This is a genomic window from Flavobacterium sp. 1, from assembly GCF_002797935.1.
Taxonomy (GTDB): Bacteria; Bacteroidota; Bacteroidia; order Flavobacteriales; family Flavobacteriaceae; genus Flavobacterium.
Window position 1 is genome coordinate 3,374,735 of sequence record NZ_PGER01000001.1, and the last position, 19,353, is coordinate 3,394,087.

A 19,353-nucleotide genomic window follows, 5' to 3' on the forward strand; every position below is an offset into this window, starting at 1 on the left:
AGCCTTTTAATTAGCAGGATTTTCATCAAAATTAACCATCCAATGAATCCCGAATTTATCCACAAACATTCCAAAATAAGCACCCCAAAAGGTTTTATTCATTGGCATGAAAGGATTTCCTCCCGCTGACAGTCCGTTGAAAATCCTATCGGCTTCTTCTGTACTTTCTGTATTAATAGAAACAGAAAAATTTGATCCAAAAGCAACATTGCCGCTAGCATCATTACTGTCGCTTCCCATCAAAACGGTATTACCAATCGGTAAGCACACATGCATGACTTTGTTTGCGTCAGCATCTGATAATTTTGGACTGTTCTCGTCCGAAGGCATATCACTAAATTTACCGATATACGGAAATTCTCCTCCAAAAACAGATTTATAAAATAGAAATGCTTCCTCGCAATTCCCATTAAAAATTAAATACGGATTAACTGCTGCCATAAGTGTTTAAGTTTTAAATTGTTTTTATTTAGTCTCCAAGATTCTGAATTACTTAGAAACTAAGATTCTAAGTGTCTTAGTTTCTAGTTTATTTTTTCCTAAAAGTTCTTTTATTTTTTCTAATGCATTGGGGGGAAATTTCCTCAAAGTAATTAACATATATTTCGACTATATCCATGGTTTCTTCCAGCAAAGTTCCATTTCATCTTAATTTATTTAGGTAATTTACTAAAATCCATATACAAAACATTCCAGCGGTGTCCATCCAAATCAGCAAAGCCACAACCATACATCCAGCCTTGATTTTCGGCAGGTTCTGCAAAAACATTACCGCCAGCTTCTCGCACTTTAGCAGCAAATTCATCAACTTCTTCTTTGCTTTGGGCATCAATTGAGATTAACACTTCTGAACTTTTTTGAGTATTTGTCAATCTGTTTTGAACAAACCCTTCAAATAAACTTTCTTCAAAAAGCATCACTACAAAATTAGATTCTCCCACCAGCATACATGCTGAGGATGCTGTTTCCTGTTCAATTTTAAAAACAAAACCAATTTTAGAAAAAAAGGCTTTCGCTTTTTCTACATTCTTTACAGGCAAATTAAGCCAAATCTGTTTTGTCATCACTGTTGATTTTTTATGTTAAAGTCCCTCTGCATATTTTTCGAAATTATCCAAAATCGCTTGCCATCCTTCACGCTGCATTTCTTCAGAATTTTCATTTTCAGGATCGAAGCTCTCAATAATTTCTACTCCATCCTCCAAACCTATAAAATAAATATCTACTTTTCGACCGTCAGCCAATTTATATTCTATAAAGGAATGATTTTTTACTTCTGTGTATTCTCCTTCAAAATCGAAACTCATGGTTCCATCTTTTGAAGCCATCGTTGACCTGAATTTTCCGCCGACTCTCAAATCATTTTCAGCATAAGGAGTATGCCAATCCTCAGAGGCATTATTCCATTTTGTAATGTGTTCTGGAGTAGTCCAGAATTTCCAAACTTCTTCAATTGAAGCTTCTACTTTGCATTTAACCGTTATCATGACAAATTATTTTCCCATAAATTTAACGAATAATTCAAAATAAAACACTTTTTTAAACAATAAAAAAGCCATCTATAAATTATTTAGGATAACAAAAGATCACATTAAATATTATTCTAAGCAACGTTTTATTTGTTCAACTTCATTGCCATTTGCAATTTCACCCGAACCAATAATCGCTGAAGAATGGTAAAATGAAGCATTTATTTTTTGATCCAATAGAACAATATTTGAAGACCTCAATCCGCCACCAGGCATAATCACAATTCTTCCATTAGCTTTTGCAACCAAACTTCTTAAAACTTCTATTCCTTCCATCACATTTTTTCCTTGTCCAGAGGTCAAAACCGTTTTAAACCCACAATCTATCACTAATTCTAGAGATTCATAAACATTTGCAACAACATCAAATGCACGATGAAAAGTACAAGGAAAAGAGCTTGCAAGTGTCACTAACTCCTTATTTCTTAAATTGTCAAAATTATTATTTACATCCAAAATTCCGAACACGAATCCATCCACATTAATTTTTTTGAATAGCCGAATCTCTGACTTCATCTGTTCAAACTCGGCATCATTATAAACGAAACCGCCTCCTCTTGGACGAATCATTACATTCATTTTTATACGCAGCTCAGCACGTACTTTTCGAGCAATTTCAAAATTTGGAGTGGTTCCTCCTTCCAGCATATTATTACATAATTCAATTCTGTCTGCACCATGCTGCTGAGCTATAATTGCAGATTCCAGATTAAAACAGACGACTTCAAGATTCTTATTTTTCATTAATACCAATTATTTCAGAACTGAATACAAAGTACAAAAAAACCTGCTCTATTAACAAAGCAGGTTTTAGTATTATTTATTTATTGTTAAACTTATGAAGCAATCTCCAAACGTTTCAATAAATTTTTATTCAATGTTTCTTTGGCATATTCCATATCAATTTCCAATTTTTTATCATCGGAGCTTGGTAATTCATACATCGCATCGGTTAGGATGGCTTCGCATAAAGAACGCAATCCACGAGCACCCAATTTATATTCCAATGCTTTTTCCACAATAAAATCAAGAGCTTCATCTGTAATGGTGAAATCTACCTCGTCCATCAAAAATAACTTTTGATACTGTTTGATTAAAGCATTTTTTGGCTGCGTCAAAATGGCACGCAAAGTTTCTCTGTCTAAAGGATCCATGTGTGTCAAAACTGGTAAACGCCCAATGATTTCAGGGATTAAACCAAAATCTTTAATATCTTTTGGAATAATATACTGCAACAAATTGTCTTTATCAATATTATCCACATTTTTAGAAGTCGAATAACCTACAGCTTGACGATTTAAACGTTTTGAAATAATGCGTTCCACTCCATCAAAAGCACCACCGGCAATAAACAAAATATTCTGAGTGTTAACCTCAACGAATTTTTGGTCAGGATGCTTACGACCTCCTTTTGGCGGTACGTTAACAACTGTTCCTTCCAATAATTTCAACAAGGCTTGCTGCACTCCTTCACCCGAAACATCACGGGTAATAGAAGGATTGTCACTCTTACGGGCAATTTTATCAATTTCGTCAATAAATACAATTCCTCTTTCCGCTTTAGTAACATCATAATCGGCTGCTTGTAAAAGACGAGTCAAAATACTTTCAACATCTTCCCCAACATAACCAGCTTCGGTAAGAACTGTTGCATCAACAATAGCAAGCGGTACATCCAGCATTTTGGCAATCGTTTTGGCTACCAAAGTTTTTCCTGTACCAGTCTGCCCTACCATGATAATATTGCTTTTTTCAATCTCTACCTCATCGTCCAATTGCTGTTGCATTAAACGTTTGTAGTGATTGTAAACCGCAACGGACATTACTTTCTTTGTTTGTTCCTGTCCAATTACATATTGATCAAGAAATGCTCTGATTTCTTTTGGTTTCTTTAAAATTAAATCACCAACCAATTTCGAACCTCTATTTGTTTTTAATTCCTCCAGAACAATTCCGTGTGCTTGTTCGATGCATTTATCACAAATGTGAGCATCGATTCCTGCAATCAATAAATTGGTTTCTGGTTTCTTCCTTCCACAGAAAGAACATTGTAATATTTGTTTTGCCATCTTTTTAGATTGCAGACTTCAGATTGCAGATTTCAGATTGCAATAAACTGCTATCTAAAATCTGTTACCTGTTATCTAATTTAACTTCTTCTCAATACCTCATCAATCATTCCGTATTCTTTGGCTTCGTCAGCAATCATCCAGTAATCGCGCTCGCTGTCTTTGTGTACTTTATCAAAAGTTTGTCCTGAATGCTGTGAAATAATTTGGTATAATTCATCTTTCAATTTCAGCATTTCACGCAAGTTGATTTCCATATCAGTTGCAACACCTTGTGCTCCTCCTGATGGTTGGTGAATCATTACTCTTGAATGAGGCAAAGCCGAACGTTTTCCTGCAGCTCCCGCACACAAAAGAACAGCTCCCATAGAAGCAGCCATTCCGGTACAGATAGTAGCTACATCTGGTTTGATGTACTGCATCGTATCATAAATTCCCAAACCTGCATAAACGCTTCCTCCAGGTGAATTCAAATAAATCTGAATATCTTTGGAAGCATCAGCACTTTCTAAGAATAACAATTGAGCCTGAACGATGTTTGCAATTTGGTCATCAATTCCTGTACCAAGGAAAATAATTCTATCCATCATTAATCTCGAAAAAACATCCAATTGTGAAATATTCAATTGACGCTCTTCTATAATATAAGGAGTCATATTTTTTGGATTCATCGCAGCTACTATTTTATCATAGTACATTGCATTTACCCCTTGACCCTTAATAGCAAATTTTTTGAATTCTTTTCCGTAGTCCATTTTAAAAAGTTTATAAGTTTATAAGGTATAGTTTCTAATGTTTTTTTCTGTCTAAATGCTAAAGCAAAGGTTGTTCCTTTTTATTTTTTGTGACAAACTGTCTCATTTTTCATCCTTTAATGGACAAACACAACTCTTTTTTCAAACCATTTTCATTAAATCAGTACCTATTCAAACAAAAGAGCGTCAAAACAAAATCTTTTGACGCTCAAATATACTTATTTTTTTATAAATTATTCTCCGTAAGAAGCTGCAATAAATTCTTCGTAAGTCACTTCTTTCGTAGTAGGATTTGCTTTTTCTTTGAATAAATCAAGTAATTTAGCTGCAACCACTTGGTCAGAAAGTCTTTTCACTTCTTCTTGGTTAGACAATACTCTTGCCACAATTCCTTGAACTTCTTCGTCAGTAGGATTTGTTTGTCCAAATTGAGCCATTTGTTGTTTGATAACATTTGTTGTAAACGCTTTCAAATCTTCAAAAGTGATTTGGATATTACTTGAAGCCATTGCTTTTCCTTCAATCAATTGGAAACGCAAACCTCTTTCTGATCTTGCATATTCTACGATTGCTTCTTCTGGAGTCAATTGTTTTTCTCCAACAGTCTGCAGCCATTTGATTAAAAATTCAGATGGCAAATCAAATTTTGTATTTTCAATCAAAAATTCCTGAACATCAGCCAATAATTTTTGGTCTGCTTGTTGAGCAAATTGAGACTCAGCATCTTCTTTGATTTTTGCTTTCAAATCTTCCAATGAAGCAACATTTCCTTCTCCGAATAATTTATCAAACAATTCTTGATTCAATTCAGCTGGCTCAGAAACATTGATAGCGCTGATAGTGAAATCAACATCTATAGCTAAATCGTGTACATTATCGTGACCCACTTTCAGGTAATCCATTAATTGGTGATCGTCTTGAAACAAACCTTTTGTGTTTACTGTCACAACATCTCCAACTTCTTTTCCGATGAATAAATCAGCAGTCGCTTTATCTTTAAAAACATCTAAAGAGAAAGTCGTTTGGTTATCAATTCCATTTTCAGCATTTACAAAAGTACCAGCGATATCAGCATCAGCAGTAACTTTTTCAACTGGATTTGCATTTCCAAATTGTTTTTGGATACGCGCTACTTGACCATCAATTAATTTATCATCAGCAGTAACAACATATTTTACGATATCATTTTTAGCTTCAAGATCCAATTCAAAACTTGGCACTAAACCAATTTCAAATTCAAAAACCAATTCTTCAGCATCCCAGTTCAAATCTTCATTTTCTTTAGCAAGAGGAGTCCCCAAAAGGTTCAATCTTTCAGACTGCACAAAACGCTCCAAAGCCAAATCCACTACTTTTTTAACTTCTTCTTTCTTGATCCCTTTACCATATTGTTTTTCAACAAGATCTTTAGGCACAGCTCCTTTTCTAAAACCTTTTACAGTTGCCAAAGGCATTTTTTCGTTTATTCTTTTCGCTACTTGTCCTTTGTAATCCATGTGAACAACTGTCATTACAATCGTTTCATTCACAGCGTTTATTGCTACTCTTTTGATATCCATCTTCTTCTTTAATTTACATTATAAAATTGGGTTGCAAAATTATGAAATTTTTACAACTCAAACAAGTATTTTACCATTTTGAATTTTATAGTGATTTGTTATGATTTTTAGACGTTTATCCCACAAATCCAATCGTTTAAATAATTTGGGCGTACCCCTGCGTAAAAACTTCGTGTCAAGCTTTTCGCTTCTAACAAAGTTCACTGGATACAAATTAAAATAAAATGTATAATTTTACGCAACCGTTTTGAAATTCAAGCATCTAATTATAAAAGATAATTATGAAAAAAATAATTTGTTATTTCATTCTAGCTTTAGGAATAATTTCTTGCAGTTCTGATGATAAAACTATACAAGGAGAATTTGAATTCATTAGCCAATACACAACAAACGTAACAGTTGGCGGTGTCGTTGGTGTACATGAACGAACTTTTGAAAAAGGAGAAACCTACAAAGGAACAGACGAAGGAAAAAAAACGATAACAATACGAATAACTGACCATTCAGAATTAAATTCTAATTGCCCAAACAGTTTGTGCTCTCAGGAACTTTTAGAAGTTCCCCGAGAATTTTTAAAATTTGTTAAATAATTCACTAAAACAAAGTAAATCTTACAAAAACCCTAAGTATATTTATAAACAATATCTCTAAAAATCAATTAAAATTAAAAGATTGGCTAAGTATTTAAAATATCTCATTTCGTTTTTTCTGGCATTTGGCCTGATGATAAATGATGGTACAATACATTCTCAATCAAATTCAGCAGCGTATTATCAAGTTTCATACGTTAAGACTAGAAATGAATTCAGTCATACGTCTTCCAAATTATACCGATTCCATCAGATAAATTTATCTAAAAGAATTGTATCACCAATTCTTTTGGCACACCTCAAGCTTCAAGATGCTTACAGTATTCAAACCCGAATACTTCTAAAATTACAAATTATACTTTATCAAAATATAAGCGCAACGAAAACACAGCACGTTTTTTTGAGTAAGATAATCACATCAAGCAACTACCATTCTATTTTATACATAGCCTAGAAAATTTTATTTCTAAGCATTTATGCATTCTCAATGCATGGCGATGATAAAAAATGTCTAATCATTTATCATTTACAAAATGTATAAACACAATAACAAAACACGTTTGGAGAAGTCCAAACAACTGACTCATTGGTTAAAAAGAAAAATCATGATAATTATTACGGCATTCATGATCGGAATGTCAAACGGTATGAATACTGGAGACAACATAACTGTCAAAAATCAAAATCATACTGAGCAGCATAAAAAAGATTGATTTAAATTTTACCGCAAAATTCGCAAAGAAAAAAACGCAAGACACACAAAATTTTGTAAACCTTGCGTTTTTTTCGATTATTTTTTATTATGACTCAACACTCTTATTTCATCACCAACTGAAACAATACCTAATCCCAATCCAATCACATTTTGACCAAACAGCACTTTGTTGCCAAAATTTCTATATTTGGCTAACGTTTTCAATGGATCTTTTCCTGAAAACACTCCTTTTTCCTGATCAACTGTGGTCATCACACAGCGGTCACAAGGCTTTACACCAACAAAAGAAACGTTTCCAATTTTAAATTCTCTCCAAGTATCCTCTTCAAAAACCTCCCCATTAGTAAAAACAAAATTCGGTCGAAAGCGATTCATCGAAACCTTAACTTTCAATCGTCCGTTCAAATCATCCAACGAAGATTGTCCTATAATCAAAAAAGGATAAGCATCCGAAAATGAAGTGATTTCATCGCCTGTAATTGCATATCGCGCATCCAATTTTCGTTCGCTCTCATCAGGCATATACACCAACCGCACCGAAAATCCTAAGAGTCTTGTAAACCAGTCGCTAATCGTTTCACTTACTTCACACGCCTCAATCGTATCGTCCCAAACTATAACTTCAATTTTAGAAATTTTATCCGAAAAAACAGGACGAAGCGGAATATCAATCGATTCCAAAAGAACTCGTTGTGTAATTTTCAAAAAGTCTCCCGCAATTTCTGGCTTAAAAAGAGCCAATTCAGGATATTCCCGTTGTGACAAAAATCGTCCATTATCATCTATCAAAAGCCAGCGACGGTCCAATTCCAATCCACGATCTGTAACTTTTGACTCCTGTAATTGAATTCCGCCTAATGATTTTACAGGATAAACCCAAATTTCTGAAAGCTGCTGCATAACATTCTATTTTTTTCAAAACTACAAAAAATAAAATCTTAACCATTCTTGATATAACACACAAAAAAACAGCCTTATTAAAAAAGGCTGTTAGATAAACCGTTGCTATTTATTTACTTTTTTTCAAACTTACTTTCGGTCAGTGCCATTCCGCATTTTGGACATTTACCAGACTTATCCGCCACAGATCTATCCATAGTACAAACATATTTACTTTTTACAGCTTTAATTGCTTGAGTTTCTTTTGCAACTGTTTTGTATATTTTCTCTTTACTTACTACTAAATCCATTCCGCATTCAGGACACTTTCCTTTTTTCTCAATTAATACTTTTGAATGCATTGGACAAGTGTACATTGTTTTTTGAACTTCTTTCTTAGGAGTAACAGCAACTGTTTGAGCCACGGTATTACCCATTGTAAAGAATAATGTTAATGCAATAAATAATGTTTTCATAATTTTTATTTGTTTTTATGTTATTAAAATTTCTGAAATATTATCACCATAATTTAAAAGACTTTTTAAAAAACAAAAGCCGTATTTGATATCCATAAAGAATCCAAATACAGCTTTAATTTATATGACTATTCCTTTTTTTAATTCAATTGAGATTTTCAATAAAGCTATAACATCTGCAATGTTATAAGCAATAATACAACTGACAAATCATAATCTATTTATTTCCTCCTATAACTGAATAAGCAATTGACTGGGATATAGATAATATTATACTAAAAAACATCGCTACCCAAAAAGTATCAACAGTAAAACCTCCAACGATTTTGGTACAGAGTACTATAACCAAAGCGTTTATCACCAACAAGAATAACCCTAAAGTCACTATAGTGAAAGGTAAAGTCAACAATACCATTATTGGTTTAATAAAAATATTAAGCAAACCCAAAACAACTGCTACTACCATTGCTGTAAATGGACCAGCTACATGAACACCCGGCAAAAAATGAGCAATCACAAAAACTAATCCTGCGGTAATAATTATTCTCAAAATTAAATTCATAACTACATGTTTTAAATTTTTTATAAATATAATAAAAATTCTATATATTACTATATTATTTTAAAAAATCACTTACAAATTTATAAAACATCTTAGGGTTTTCGGCATGCAGCCAATGTCCAGCATTAGGAATAGTTACTACTGTTGAAACCGGAAAATGTTTTTCAATACCTTCAAAATCGCTGTCAAGAATATAATTAGAGCTTCCTCCTCGAATAAAAAGCGTCGGTTTTTCAAAAATTAAATCAGGAGCCAATGCCTTGCCTATTTCTTCAATTTTATTATTAAAAACATTCAAATTAAATCGGAAAGCCAATTGCCCAGGTTCTTGCCAATACAAACTTTTCATAAGGAATTGGCGGGTTCCAAAATCAGGTATATGATTTTTCAGTATTTCTTCAACTTCATTCCTGCTTGGTTTAAGCGAAAAATCAACCGCATTTAAACCAGCTAAAATATCCTGATGATGAGGAGCATAATATTTTGGACCAATATCAGCCACTATCAATTTATCGACTAAATTAGGATAAGACGCTGCCAAAAGCATGGCGGTTTTTCCTCCCATTGAGTGACCAATAACATCAATAGATTCAAGACTATTTGCCTTGCAATAATCCAAAACATCCTGAGCCATGACTTCATAACTGAAATTATCTGAATGAAAACTGCGCCCATGATTCCGGAGATCCAATAAATGAACCTGAAACCCATCGGCAACAAATTGAGTTCCTAATGTTTTCCAATTGTCGGACATTCCAAGAAAACCGTGAATTATGACTAAAGGCTTCCCCGAACCTTCTATTTTTGAGTAGAGCATTATAATTTTAGATTGCAGATTTTAGATTTTAGATTGCAGAATTCAAATTCTACATCCCAGAATCATTAATCAATTAAAAAGTATTTAATTCGCTTAAAAGCTGAGCAAAGATATAAAAAATGAAACTTCAAAAAAAATTTAGGAATTTTATTACCATTTTAACATTAATATCACCAAAAGTGGGTATTGTATAACAAATTACAACAACCTATTTTTGCCAACTCAGAGATGGTCACAGTTCATCTTTTAAATTAAAAATAACAAAAAAATACTTTCAAATACAATAAGCTGCTAAACAGACATATACCAAAACAAATTTTCTAAAAACTTTACTTTATTAATATTAAAACAAAAAAAATGATTAAAAAAATTCTTTTACTTTCAGTTGTTATTTCTCAACTTACAATTTCCTGCAGCAAAGAAGACTCACCAGCTGTTTCAACAGAACAAAGTTTAGACACACAAATTGCCGAAATCGTAAAACTGCCTTATTCTTCATTAAAACCGGAGCAGCAAAAAATAAAACTCGAAACTGAAGCAAATGATATGCTGCTTCAAATGGATAAATCAAAAACATCTGGAGCGGTAGAAGCCATTGAAAACTTAGGAAACTTGTTAAGCATAAATACTGTTGACATTTTTGACGGCAAAAACGATAATCAAATTGCAGACGTTTTAAATGTTTCAGGAGTTTATGGTATTTATACTTGGAACAGTACTAAACAAATTTGGGTTAAGTCTGCATCAACAACAGAATTGAAATTTATTTTCCCTGCAAAGAAGAATCAAACAACAAATAACGCCAGCTTATCATCTAAGAGCATTTCATCTGACATAAAAGTAGCGTTTTCTAATACAGATCAGATTTACCTACCAACTTCAGTAGACGCAACTTTAACTATTGATAATGCTCAAGCTGCTACATTTGCAGTAAATTCAAAATATTCAAATGGAAAACAATCTCCTGACGAATCAAGCTATAAAATGGTTTTAAATGACGGATACACATTCGAAATCAGTGGTAAAAAAGCACCTGTAGCAGCTAAATCTGCATTTACATTTAATGGAAAAAACATAATCGAATTTAATTCTGGAAGTAGTGCTAATATAGATGAACTACTTAAAGACAATTACCTTAACAATTATTTAGGTACAGCAAATGGTCTTATCAAATTGATGGACAATTTTGTAATAGTGGTTAATACAGATAATGCAGGGTTAGCAAATGACGAGGCTGCTTTAAAAAAATCATTAGTATATCCAGATTCCCAATCTAAAACGTATTACACTGATTTAAATACTTATAACAAAAAATTCTCAGAGGGAGAAGTTACTGCTAACAACAAAAATGTAAAAATGATTCTTGTTTCTAAAAAAGACGGAACTAAAATCGCAGATGTAATTCAAAAATCAGAAAAAGGAGACAGCTATAACTCTTCCCATGTATGGGTAAATGATAATACAGTAAAAAATTACGGAGGATACTGGAATTGGAGCAGTAACCCTGGAGTTTTAGTTCAAGAATACGATGAAGTTTTATACTTGAAATTCAATGACAGTACAGAAGTTGAAATGAGCACCTATTTTTCAACTGGATTTGATAATCTAAACACAAAATTTGAAGATTTTTTAAAAGCTTTTGGAAACTAACTCTTTTTAATTTTCATTAAAAAAAGGGACAGTCTATAGTTTTAGACTGCCCCTTTTTTATTAGAAACCTATGTAACAATTTCACCAAACAGGTAATACCGTTTATTTATACCAAACAAAAATATAATAAATACCAATTTTGATAATTGTTTTTTTTAGATTACATTTGGACTATATTATAACAGTGATCATGGCACATCCAAAAATTTTGGTAATTAAGGAAACTGAAAAAGAGATTAAAAATCTACTTAAGCAATCTATTCCATTTATTGGACAACGCTTGAGAGTACTTTTAATTTTGAAGCAAAATGAAGAAACAGGGATTTCTAGACGTGAAGTTGCTAAATTAGCAGGGGTTGACCCAAACAGTGTTCAGAAATGGCGGACATTATACCTCAATTCTGGAATTGATGGTTTGATTAAACATGGAAAAACAGGCTTCAAGCCATCTGTTTTTAATGCTGCTGAACACACGATGTTGGAAACAAAACTCAATAACCCTCAAAATGGGCTTCAAGGTTATGTAGAATTAAAAGATTGGATTGAAAAAGAAACTGGAAAAAGCTTTAATTACAACACCTTGCTTTATTACTGCATCAGAAATTTTAAATCAAGTGTAAAAGTTGCCCGCAAAAGTCATGTCAAAAAAGATGAAGACCTAGGAAGCTCTTTTAAAAAGACTTCGGAAGAATCTGTCAAGAAACAGCACTAAATGCTGTAGGCGATTTTAGCTCTGTAAATTTATATTTTCAAGATGAGTCACGTTTTGGCTTATTTACTCGAAATGGAAAATCAGTTACTGCAATTAGGGTTAAACCAATTTGCACTTTCCAACAAGTTTTTAAATCAACATGGCTTTCTGGGGCTTTTTCGCCCATAACAGGGGATCATTTTCAATTAATACTTCCACATTGCAACACTGATAATTTTCAAATTTTTCTAAATAATTTTTCAAAAGAAAACCCCAAAGAACTCAAAATAATGGTATTGGATAATGGGCGATTCCATAAGGCTAAAAGATTGATCGTTCCAGAAAATATTGTTTTGGTTTTCCTGCCACCATATAGCCCGGAACTTAATCCAGCCGAAAAAATGTGGGCAAAATACAAAAGAGAATTTTCTAATAAATTTTATAATTCAATCGAAGATGTAGAAGATTTCATTATTACTGCAGTTAAAAACACAAGTAAAAAAGAGGTAATGAGTATCTGTGGTTATGCCTACGTCTTTTTAGATCAAATTTGGTCTAAAAATTAAATGCGTTTGGTATTAGATGTTTGCATTAAAATTGTACTTTGCCCATAACCTTGCCAAATACCGATTCCTCCTTTAATATTCGATTTCAAGCTAGAATTAGCCGGAAATATAGGGCTTCTGCCATTAACAATTTCATTCTGCCAACTATTCCAAAATTCAAAACCTGCCTTACTCATCGTTCGTAATTTTATATAAACTAAATCGCCATCTGTAAAATAAGGCTTATACTTAGTTTTAGAAAAAACATAAATTCCTCTAGTTATTTGCAACGAAACCGATGAAGAAATAAAATTTTCATCATTCAGATTACCATACAAAGCTGGTACAAAAATGGGTTCAACATTATCCAGGCGAGTCTCTATCTGGTAATAATTCTTTTCTTTAACAAAATCATTAAACTCTATATGAACAAAACCTGTTGTATCTGCTGGATTTACTTTTACATACGCTGCAGATTTTATAGGAACTACTGAAGGAATACTTGTTGTTGCCTCTATAACCCTGTCCAAATACTGCACTTTCAAAACATAGGCCTTCCCTATCTCTCCTAACATTTTTGATCCTGAATAGACATAAGGCGGTATTCTGCCATTCTCATTCTTTACGCTTAAAACCTCTTCATTTTCACCATCTGAAACAGTGACTTTAGCTGAACGGATAAAATAATTAAAAATAGTTGTAGAATCAATAGTAGCATTTATTGGAATACTGCGGGATAGAATTACCTGAGGAACATCTCCCTGTTCAATCCACCCTTCAACAACTATTTTAGATTCCCCTTCTACGCTTTCTACATAATTTTCTCTACTGCAGGAAACCATAATGATTAGCAATAATGGCAATAATAACAAACAAATCTTCTTCATGGCTTAGAATTTAAATCTCCAACTAATTGACGGCAGTATCAAGTACATTTTTTTCTCATCGGTATCAACACTTATTTTTTTACCATCCACAGTTACGCGCAGAACAACATAAATAGGATTATCAATATTAAACGTATTAAAAACAGAAAAATTCAAAACACTTTCTTTTTTTGAAGTCTTCAAAAAAGAATAATTTACCGAAACATCTGTACGGATGTAATTTGGCATTTGTGCATTATTATAGTTTCCAAATTCCCTTACAGGCGTATTATTCACAAAATACCAAGAAGTTGGCATTGTAAACCGATTTCCAGAACTAAAGAGCTGCGTTAAGCCAACATTCCATTTATTATTAAAATTGTAAGTTCCTACAAGAGCAAGATTATGTCTTCTGTCATATTTTGAATAAAACATTTCTCCATTGTTAAGCTCATCAAATTGACGAATTGACCAGCTCAAAGTATAACTTATCCATCCATTAAATTTTCCATTGTCTTTTTTTAACATCCACTCTAGTCCATATGCTTCACCATCACCAATCAAAATATCATTTTTTAAAGTAGTTGTTTCATTAAACTGAGTAAGTCCATAAGGATATTCTATTAAATTATTCATAGAACGAAAATACCCGTTCAAACATGTACTAATTTGTTTTGAAATTATTTTATTGCATCCTATCGAGTAATTATTAGACGATTGAGATGGAATACCATCTGAAGCTGCAATCCAAAAATCGGTTGGAATACCAACACTAGAGGCCGTTATTAAATTAATATATTGATTTTGGCGGGTATAAGATGCAAAAAAGGAAAGATCCTTTTTGGGAAAATAATTAAGCATTATTCGGGGCTCAAAATCTAAAAAAGAAGTTTTTGAATCGGAAGTATAATAATTCATTCTAAGTCCTAATTCAGCACTTAATTTATCCGAAAATTTAGGTTTAGCACTTGTAAACACTGAAATATTAGTAGCCAGAATATTTGATGCTTGCATATCATTTACAATAGAGCTTAAATTATCAGCTTCAATTTTTTGAGGCACTAAATCATGTAAAGCATATTCAATCCCCGACTCAAGAAGAACCTTTTTTACAACATATTGAATTGAACCCGCATAGCCAATATCTTTAATGTAAGATGAAATCTTCATCTGGATGTCCGACTGATCCATAGCTAAAACATTCTCGTATCGAGTAAAATAAAATGAATTTTTCAAAATAGTAGTTTCATTCAGCAAGCATCTCCATGTTGGAGAAATTACTTCATTACTCCATTTTAAATTAGCATTTAAAGAAGATTTCGAATCAACAGCCTCAAATTTATCCCCGCTTAAAAAAGCATCAATCGTTAAGGTGTTTTTTTTAGAAATTTCAGTAATAAAAGTCAAATTACTGTCGAAAAATCCATATTTGAAAACGTCATTTTCTTTTTTTCCGTTTTTACTGTCTGATTTTAAAAGCGGGCCGACAATTTCATCAATATAAGTTTTCCTTCCTGAAATATAAAACCCCGTTTTTTTACCAATAGGCAAAGAAAATGTTACTTGTGAAGACAGTAAACCTAAATTTCCCTGAACCGAAAATTCCTTCGGAACGACTTGATATGGCAGCACATATACAGTAGAACTCAAACGCCCCCCATATTTTGAATTTAAATTATTTCTGTCAAATTGTACCTCAGTAACATGATCTGCATTATAAAAAGGGAAAACACCTAATAAATGAGCCATTCCATAAACTGGTGTATCAGCATACAACATTAAGTTATGTCCTGGATCTCCACCACGAACATATAAATAACCATTTGCATCACCAGAATTTTGTACACCAGGAGTCAATTGCAGTAATTTTATAATATCTGGTGTTCCTGAAAGAGATGGAACATTACTCAATTTTTGAGGACTAAAAGATAATTTTCCTCCAACCCCAATTGTAATTGGTCTCTTTATATCGTTCTTAATTACTACTTCTTTTAATTCAAATTCACTTTTATTCAAATGAAAGAAAAGAGATGTATCTTTTTTTATTTCAAGCTGCAAAAACTCTTTTATATAACCAATATTTTCAACATCAATCTTAACTGTTCCACCAGGAATTACAATTGAGAACTTCCCTAAAGTATCAGTAGCAACATTAAAATTTAGATTATCATTTGTCAAAAAAGAAACATCAGCACCAACTATTGTCTGCTCATTATTATCTTTTACAAAACCATTAACTGTAACTTTTGATTGTGCGGTTAAATTAGAAAAATAAAATAAAAAAATAAAAAGAATGGGTTTCAAAATACAATATTATTTAAGACAAAAAAATAGACAATCCAAAACCAATCCTATTAACTACTGACTCCTCAATCCTCTAAAATACTAATTTATAACTATTTTAATTTTTGCAGATACATATTCACCACATTATCCAAACCAAGGTAAATCGCTTCGGAAATAAGAGCATGTCCAATGGAAACTTCTAATAATCCTGGAATATTTTGTTTAAAAAATACAATATTATCCAAACTCAAATCATGTCCTGCATTAATGCCCAAACCTAATTCGTTAGCAAAAACTGATGATTTAACATAAGGATCAATTCCATTTTCATTTCCTAAACTATACTGATGTGCAAACGCTTCGGTGTATAATTCAATTCTATCTGTCCCTGTTTTTTTGGCTCCTTCAATCATTTCAAGAATTGGATCAACAAAAATGGAAGTTCTAATTCCGTTTCGTTGAAATTCCTGAATAACTTCGACTAAATAGGATTGATTTTTTATAGTGTCCCATCCTGCAGAAGAAGTGATTGCACCAATGGCATCTGGAACTAAGGTTACCTGATCTGGTTTACATTCTAAAACTAAATCAATAAAATTATGCTGTGGATTTCCCTCTATATTATATTCCGTATAAACTATCGATTTTAAATCTCGTGCATCCTGATAACGGATATGACGCTCATCCGGTCTCGGATGAATCGTGATTCCTTGTCCGCCAAACTGCTGAATATCCGCAGCTACTTTAAGCAAATCAGGCACATTTCCGCCACGGGCATTACGCAAAGTGGCAATTTTATTTATATTAACGCTAAGTTTTGTCATAGAAAAAAGTATTAATCGAATGTATTATTTTGAAATGACAAAAATACAAAGTAAAAGGTAGCATATTTAGCATATTTTTGATTATTTTGCGTCGTTTATTGAGCAAAACTTTATGACTGATTTAAAAGATTACATTACTAACGACTACAAAGCGATTGACACCCAAGAAACTATTGGGGCAGTTCAAGATTTTTTTGATGATCTGACCTTTTCTCATTTTCCAATTATTGAAGAAGGAATTTTCATTGGAAGCATTGCCGCCGATGATATTGAAACTTTTGACAGTGACAAAAAAGTTGCTGAATACAGATATGCTCTTGAACATTTTTTTGCCAGAACCAATATGATTTGGTTAGATGTTCTAGAGGTATTTGCTAAAAATCGCACTAATTTGGTTCCAATTTTAGATGAAAACAATAAATATATCGGATATTATGAAATTCAAGATGTTATTAAATTTTTTCATGAAACCACCTTTTTAAAAGAACAAGGAGTCATTATCATAGTAAGCAAAAACACTATAGACTATTCGATGAGCCAAATTACACAAATTGTAGAAAGCAATAACGGCAAACTTTTAGGTCTTTTTATATCAAATTCAGATGTAAACACCACCGAAGTTACTCTTAAAATAAGTGTTGGTTCATTAAACGAAATCATTCAAACTTTCAGAAGATACAATTACGATATCATTTCGGAACATAACGAAGACAATTACATTAACAGCCTGAAGGAACGTTCAGATTATTTAGATAAATATTTGAATATGTAGTTATTGAATATAAAACCCCAAATCAATAACAAACAACAAAATATCAAAAAAAATGAAAGTAGCTATTTATGGCCAATATTATTTGGTAAGCACAGAACCAATTATAAAAGACATTTTTGTGTTTTTCAACAATAATAATGTAGAAATGGCCATCGAATCCGATTTCTTAAACATGCTGTATGAAAAAAAATCATCGAAAAAGAATACAAAACTTTTTCCTCGCATGATGTTTTAGATTCCAGTTTTGACATGCTAATCAGTATAGGCGGTGACGGAACGATGTTAAGAGCTGTAACACTCGTACGGAATTCCGGAATTCCAATATTGGGGATAAATGCAGGCAGATTAGGATTTTTGGCAACGGTACAAAAAGAAAACATAGCCGCCTTTATGCAGCTAGTTATTGACAAAAAATATAAAATTTCAAAAAGAACACTTTTAAGCATAAGCTGTTTACCTGAAAACACAGCTATCGAAGGACTTAATTTTGCATTGAATGAAATATCAGTCAGTCGAAAAGACACTACATCAATGATAACTATTGATACGTATCTGGATGATGAATTTTTGAATTCGTACTGGGCTGACGGCCTAATTATTGCTACTCCTACAGGAACCACCGGTTACTCTCTAAGTTGTGGCGGTCCTATTTTGACTCCAGATGTAAAAAGTTTAGTAATTACTCCAATCGCACCGCATAATTTAAATGCAAGACCACTTGTCGTTCCCGATACAACCGAAATCAGATTAAAAGTATCCGGCCGGGAAGAACAATATTTAGTCTCTTTGGATTCAAGAATTATGAGTCTCAGAAATGATTCTGTTTTATGCATAAAAAAGACTGACTTTGAAATAAATATGGTTGAAATTCCAGGAGAGACATTCTTTAAAACCCTGAGAACAAAACTGCTTTGGGGAGAGGACAGAAGGAATTAAAAAACCACATACCAATTTATCAGTTTTATCGTTACTATTACGAGATTCGTATCCTAAAAAAGAGATCTCGTCTAAAAAAAGACAGTATTCAGCAGATGCGTGCTGAATACTATTGATTATTATTATATTTGCAGGCAACTTATTAATTTTATGAGCAAAATTTTCATTTCTTTTTTATGCATTTTTACGTTTAATTCCATTCATGCACAAATTCATGAAATTGGGATTTTTCTTGGAGGCAGCAATTATATAGGAGATGTAGGCTCGACAACTTATATTGCCCCAAATGAACCTGCTTTTGGAATTCTGTACAAATGGAACAGAAGTCCAAGGCATGCGTATAGATTTTCGTATACCCAGTCACAAATTTCAGGTAATGACAGTGATTCAAAAGAACCAGGCCGTTACAATAGAGGGTATAGTTTTACTAATAACCTAAAAGAATTATCAGCTGGAATAGAATTTAATTTTTTTGATTTTAATTTACATCAGGAAAGACCAAAATTCACACCTTATGTATATACAGGCTTAAGTTATTTTTTTTATGACAACCTATATATAGGATCAGGAGAAACAAAAAAAAACAATTCAAAGAGTACGATTGCTATACCGATAACCTTAGGTGTTAAAACTAATTTGTCAAGGAGTTTTATTCTAGGGTTAGAAGCAGGAGCAAGATATACATTTACAGACAATATAGACGGCAGTAATCCTAGTGATAACAATCTGCTAAAATTTGGAAATATAAATAATAATGATTGGTACGTCTTCACAGGTATAACATTAACTTATACTTTTGGACAAAAACCATGTTACTGTGCAGATTAAAGAA

20 protein-coding genes and 1 pseudogene are annotated in these 19,353 nt (G+C 32.5%); 7 read left to right on the forward strand and 14 right to left on the reverse strand.

Annotation, left to right across the window (positions count from 1 at the left end):
• Positions 1-6: 6 nt before the first annotated feature.
• The 7 genes from CLU83_RS13530 to CLU83_RS13560 form a co-directional block, all read right to left on the reverse strand.
• Complete coding sequence (locus CLU83_RS13530; protein ID WP_100432095.1) at positions 7-441, reverse strand: VOC family protein; 435 nt, start codon at positions 439-441, stop codon at positions 7-9.
• A 212-nt stretch (positions 442-653) separates the two neighbouring features.
• Positions 654-1,064 (reverse strand): VOC family protein, encoded by a 411-nt coding sequence (locus tag CLU83_RS13535; protein WP_100432096.1) that lies wholly within the window; start codon positions 1,062-1,064, stop codon positions 654-656.
• Between the two features lie 18 nt (positions 1,065-1,082).
• The gene (locus CLU83_RS13540; RefSeq protein WP_100432097.1) at positions 1,083-1,487 is read right to left on the reverse strand and encodes an SRPBCC family protein; all 405 of its coding nucleotides are present in this window, start codon (positions 1,485-1,487) and stop codon (positions 1,083-1,085) included.
• Between the two features lie 111 nt (positions 1,488-1,598).
• Positions 1,599-2,273, reverse strand: a complete 675-nt coding sequence (locus tag CLU83_RS13545) for a copper homeostasis protein CutC (protein WP_100432098.1) — start codon at positions 2,271-2,273, stop codon at positions 1,599-1,601.
• Between the two features lie 92 nt (positions 2,274-2,365).
• Positions 2,366-3,598: an ATP-dependent Clp protease ATP-binding subunit ClpX gene (gene clpX, locus CLU83_RS13550; protein ID WP_100432099.1), complete on the reverse strand. Its 1,233-nt coding sequence runs from the start codon at positions 3,596-3,598 to the stop codon at positions 2,366-2,368.
• A gap of 80 nt (positions 3,599-3,678) precedes the next feature.
• Complete coding sequence (gene clpP, locus CLU83_RS13555) at positions 3,679-4,353, reverse strand: ATP-dependent Clp endopeptidase proteolytic subunit ClpP (protein ID WP_100432100.1); 675 nt, start codon at positions 4,351-4,353, stop codon at positions 3,679-3,681.
• 233 nt (positions 4,354-4,586) lie between these two features.
• Positions 4,587-5,912, reverse strand: coding sequence for a trigger factor (locus CLU83_RS13560; RefSeq protein ID WP_100432101.1), 1,326 nt, complete (start codon positions 5,910-5,912; stop codon positions 4,587-4,589).
• 281 nt (positions 5,913-6,193) lie between these two features.
• Here CLU83_RS13560 and CLU83_RS13565 point away from each other — a divergent pair, with 281 nt between their 5' ends.
• Positions 6,194-6,502, forward strand: coding sequence for a hypothetical protein (locus CLU83_RS13565; protein WP_100432102.1), 309 nt, complete (start codon positions 6,194-6,196; stop codon positions 6,500-6,502).
• A 790-nt stretch (positions 6,503-7,292) separates the two neighbouring features.
• Here CLU83_RS13565 and CLU83_RS13575 read toward each other — a convergent pair.
• The 4 genes from CLU83_RS13575 to CLU83_RS13590 all read right to left on the reverse strand — a co-directional run bounded on the left by CLU83_RS13575 (position 7,293) and on the right by CLU83_RS13590 (position 9,951).
• Positions 7,293-8,117 carry an MOSC domain-containing protein gene (locus tag CLU83_RS13575; protein WP_100432104.1) on the reverse strand — a complete coding sequence of 275 codons (825 nt, stop codon included), beginning with the start codon at positions 8,115-8,117 and terminating at the stop codon, positions 7,293-7,295.
• 113 nt (positions 8,118-8,230) lie between these two features.
• Positions 8,231-8,572, reverse strand: coding sequence for a heavy metal-binding domain-containing protein (locus tag CLU83_RS13580; protein WP_100432105.1), 342 nt, complete (start codon positions 8,570-8,572; stop codon positions 8,231-8,233).
• Between the two features lie 217 nt (positions 8,573-8,789).
• Entirely contained in the window at positions 8,790-9,134 is a 345-nt protein-coding gene (locus CLU83_RS13585) for a phage holin family protein (protein ID WP_100432106.1), read from the reverse strand.
• Positions 9,135-9,189: 55 nt separating this feature from the next.
• Positions 9,190-9,951 (reverse strand): alpha/beta fold hydrolase, encoded by a 762-nt coding sequence (locus tag CLU83_RS13590; RefSeq protein WP_100432107.1) that lies wholly within the window; start codon positions 9,949-9,951, stop codon positions 9,190-9,192.
• A 357-nt stretch (positions 9,952-10,308) separates the two neighbouring features.
• Here CLU83_RS13590 and CLU83_RS13595 point away from each other — a divergent pair, with 357 nt between their 5' ends.
• The 3 genes from CLU83_RS13595 (at position 10,309) to CLU83_RS13605 (ending at position 12,858) form a co-directional block, all read left to right on the forward strand.
• Positions 10,309-11,601 carry a hypothetical protein gene (locus tag CLU83_RS13595; RefSeq protein ID WP_100432108.1) on the forward strand — a complete coding sequence of 431 codons (1,293 nt, stop codon included), beginning with the start codon at positions 10,309-10,311 and terminating at the stop codon, positions 11,599-11,601.
• Positions 11,602-11,791: 190 nt separating this feature from the next.
• On the forward strand, positions 11,792-12,313 hold the full coding sequence (locus CLU83_RS13600) for a helix-turn-helix domain-containing protein (RefSeq protein ID WP_100429852.1): 522 nt from the start codon (positions 11,792-11,794) through the stop codon (positions 12,311-12,313).
• Positions 12,292-12,858 (forward strand): IS630 family transposase, encoded by a 567-nt coding sequence (locus CLU83_RS13605; protein WP_100429851.1) that lies wholly within the window; start codon positions 12,292-12,294, stop codon positions 12,856-12,858. The genes CLU83_RS13600 and CLU83_RS13605 overlap by 22 nt, the downstream gene beginning before the upstream one ends.
• On the opposite strand, the gene CLU83_RS13610 is transcribed toward CLU83_RS13605, so the two are convergent.
• From CLU83_RS13610 to CLU83_RS13620, 3 genes are all read right to left on the reverse strand, one after another.
• A complete protein-coding gene (locus tag CLU83_RS13610) occupies positions 12,855-13,724 on the reverse strand; it encodes a DUF4249 domain-containing protein (RefSeq protein WP_100432109.1) in 870 nt (289 codons plus the stop codon). The two genes, CLU83_RS13605 and CLU83_RS13610, sit on opposite strands and share 4 nt — an antisense overlap.
• A gap of 3 nt (positions 13,725-13,727) precedes the next feature.
• Positions 13,728-16,007: a TonB-dependent receptor domain-containing protein gene (locus CLU83_RS13615; RefSeq protein WP_232727109.1), complete on the reverse strand. Its 2,280-nt coding sequence runs from the start codon at positions 16,005-16,007 to the stop codon at positions 13,728-13,730.
• A 92-nt stretch (positions 16,008-16,099) separates the two neighbouring features.
• On the reverse strand, positions 16,100-16,813 hold the full coding sequence (locus CLU83_RS13620) for a pyridoxine 5'-phosphate synthase (protein WP_100432111.1): 714 nt from the start codon (positions 16,811-16,813) through the stop codon (positions 16,100-16,102).
• Positions 16,814-16,925: 112 nt separating this feature from the next.
• On the opposite strand from CLU83_RS13620, the gene CLU83_RS13625 reads away from it, so the two are divergent.
• From CLU83_RS13625 to CLU83_RS13635, 3 genes and pseudogenes are all read left to right on the forward strand, one after another.
• A complete protein-coding gene (locus CLU83_RS13625) occupies positions 16,926-17,585 on the forward strand; it encodes a CBS domain-containing protein (RefSeq protein ID WP_100432112.1) in 660 nt (219 codons plus the stop codon).
• Between the two features lie 52 nt (positions 17,586-17,637).
• Positions 17,638-18,521: pseudogene (locus tag CLU83_RS13630) on the forward strand (NAD kinase).
• Between the two features lie 150 nt (positions 18,522-18,671).
• On the forward strand, positions 18,672-19,349 hold the full coding sequence (locus tag CLU83_RS13635; RefSeq protein ID WP_100432113.1) for a DUF6089 family protein: 678 nt from the start codon (positions 18,672-18,674) through the stop codon (positions 19,347-19,349).
• The last annotated feature ends 4 nt before the right edge of the window (positions 19,350-19,353 follow it).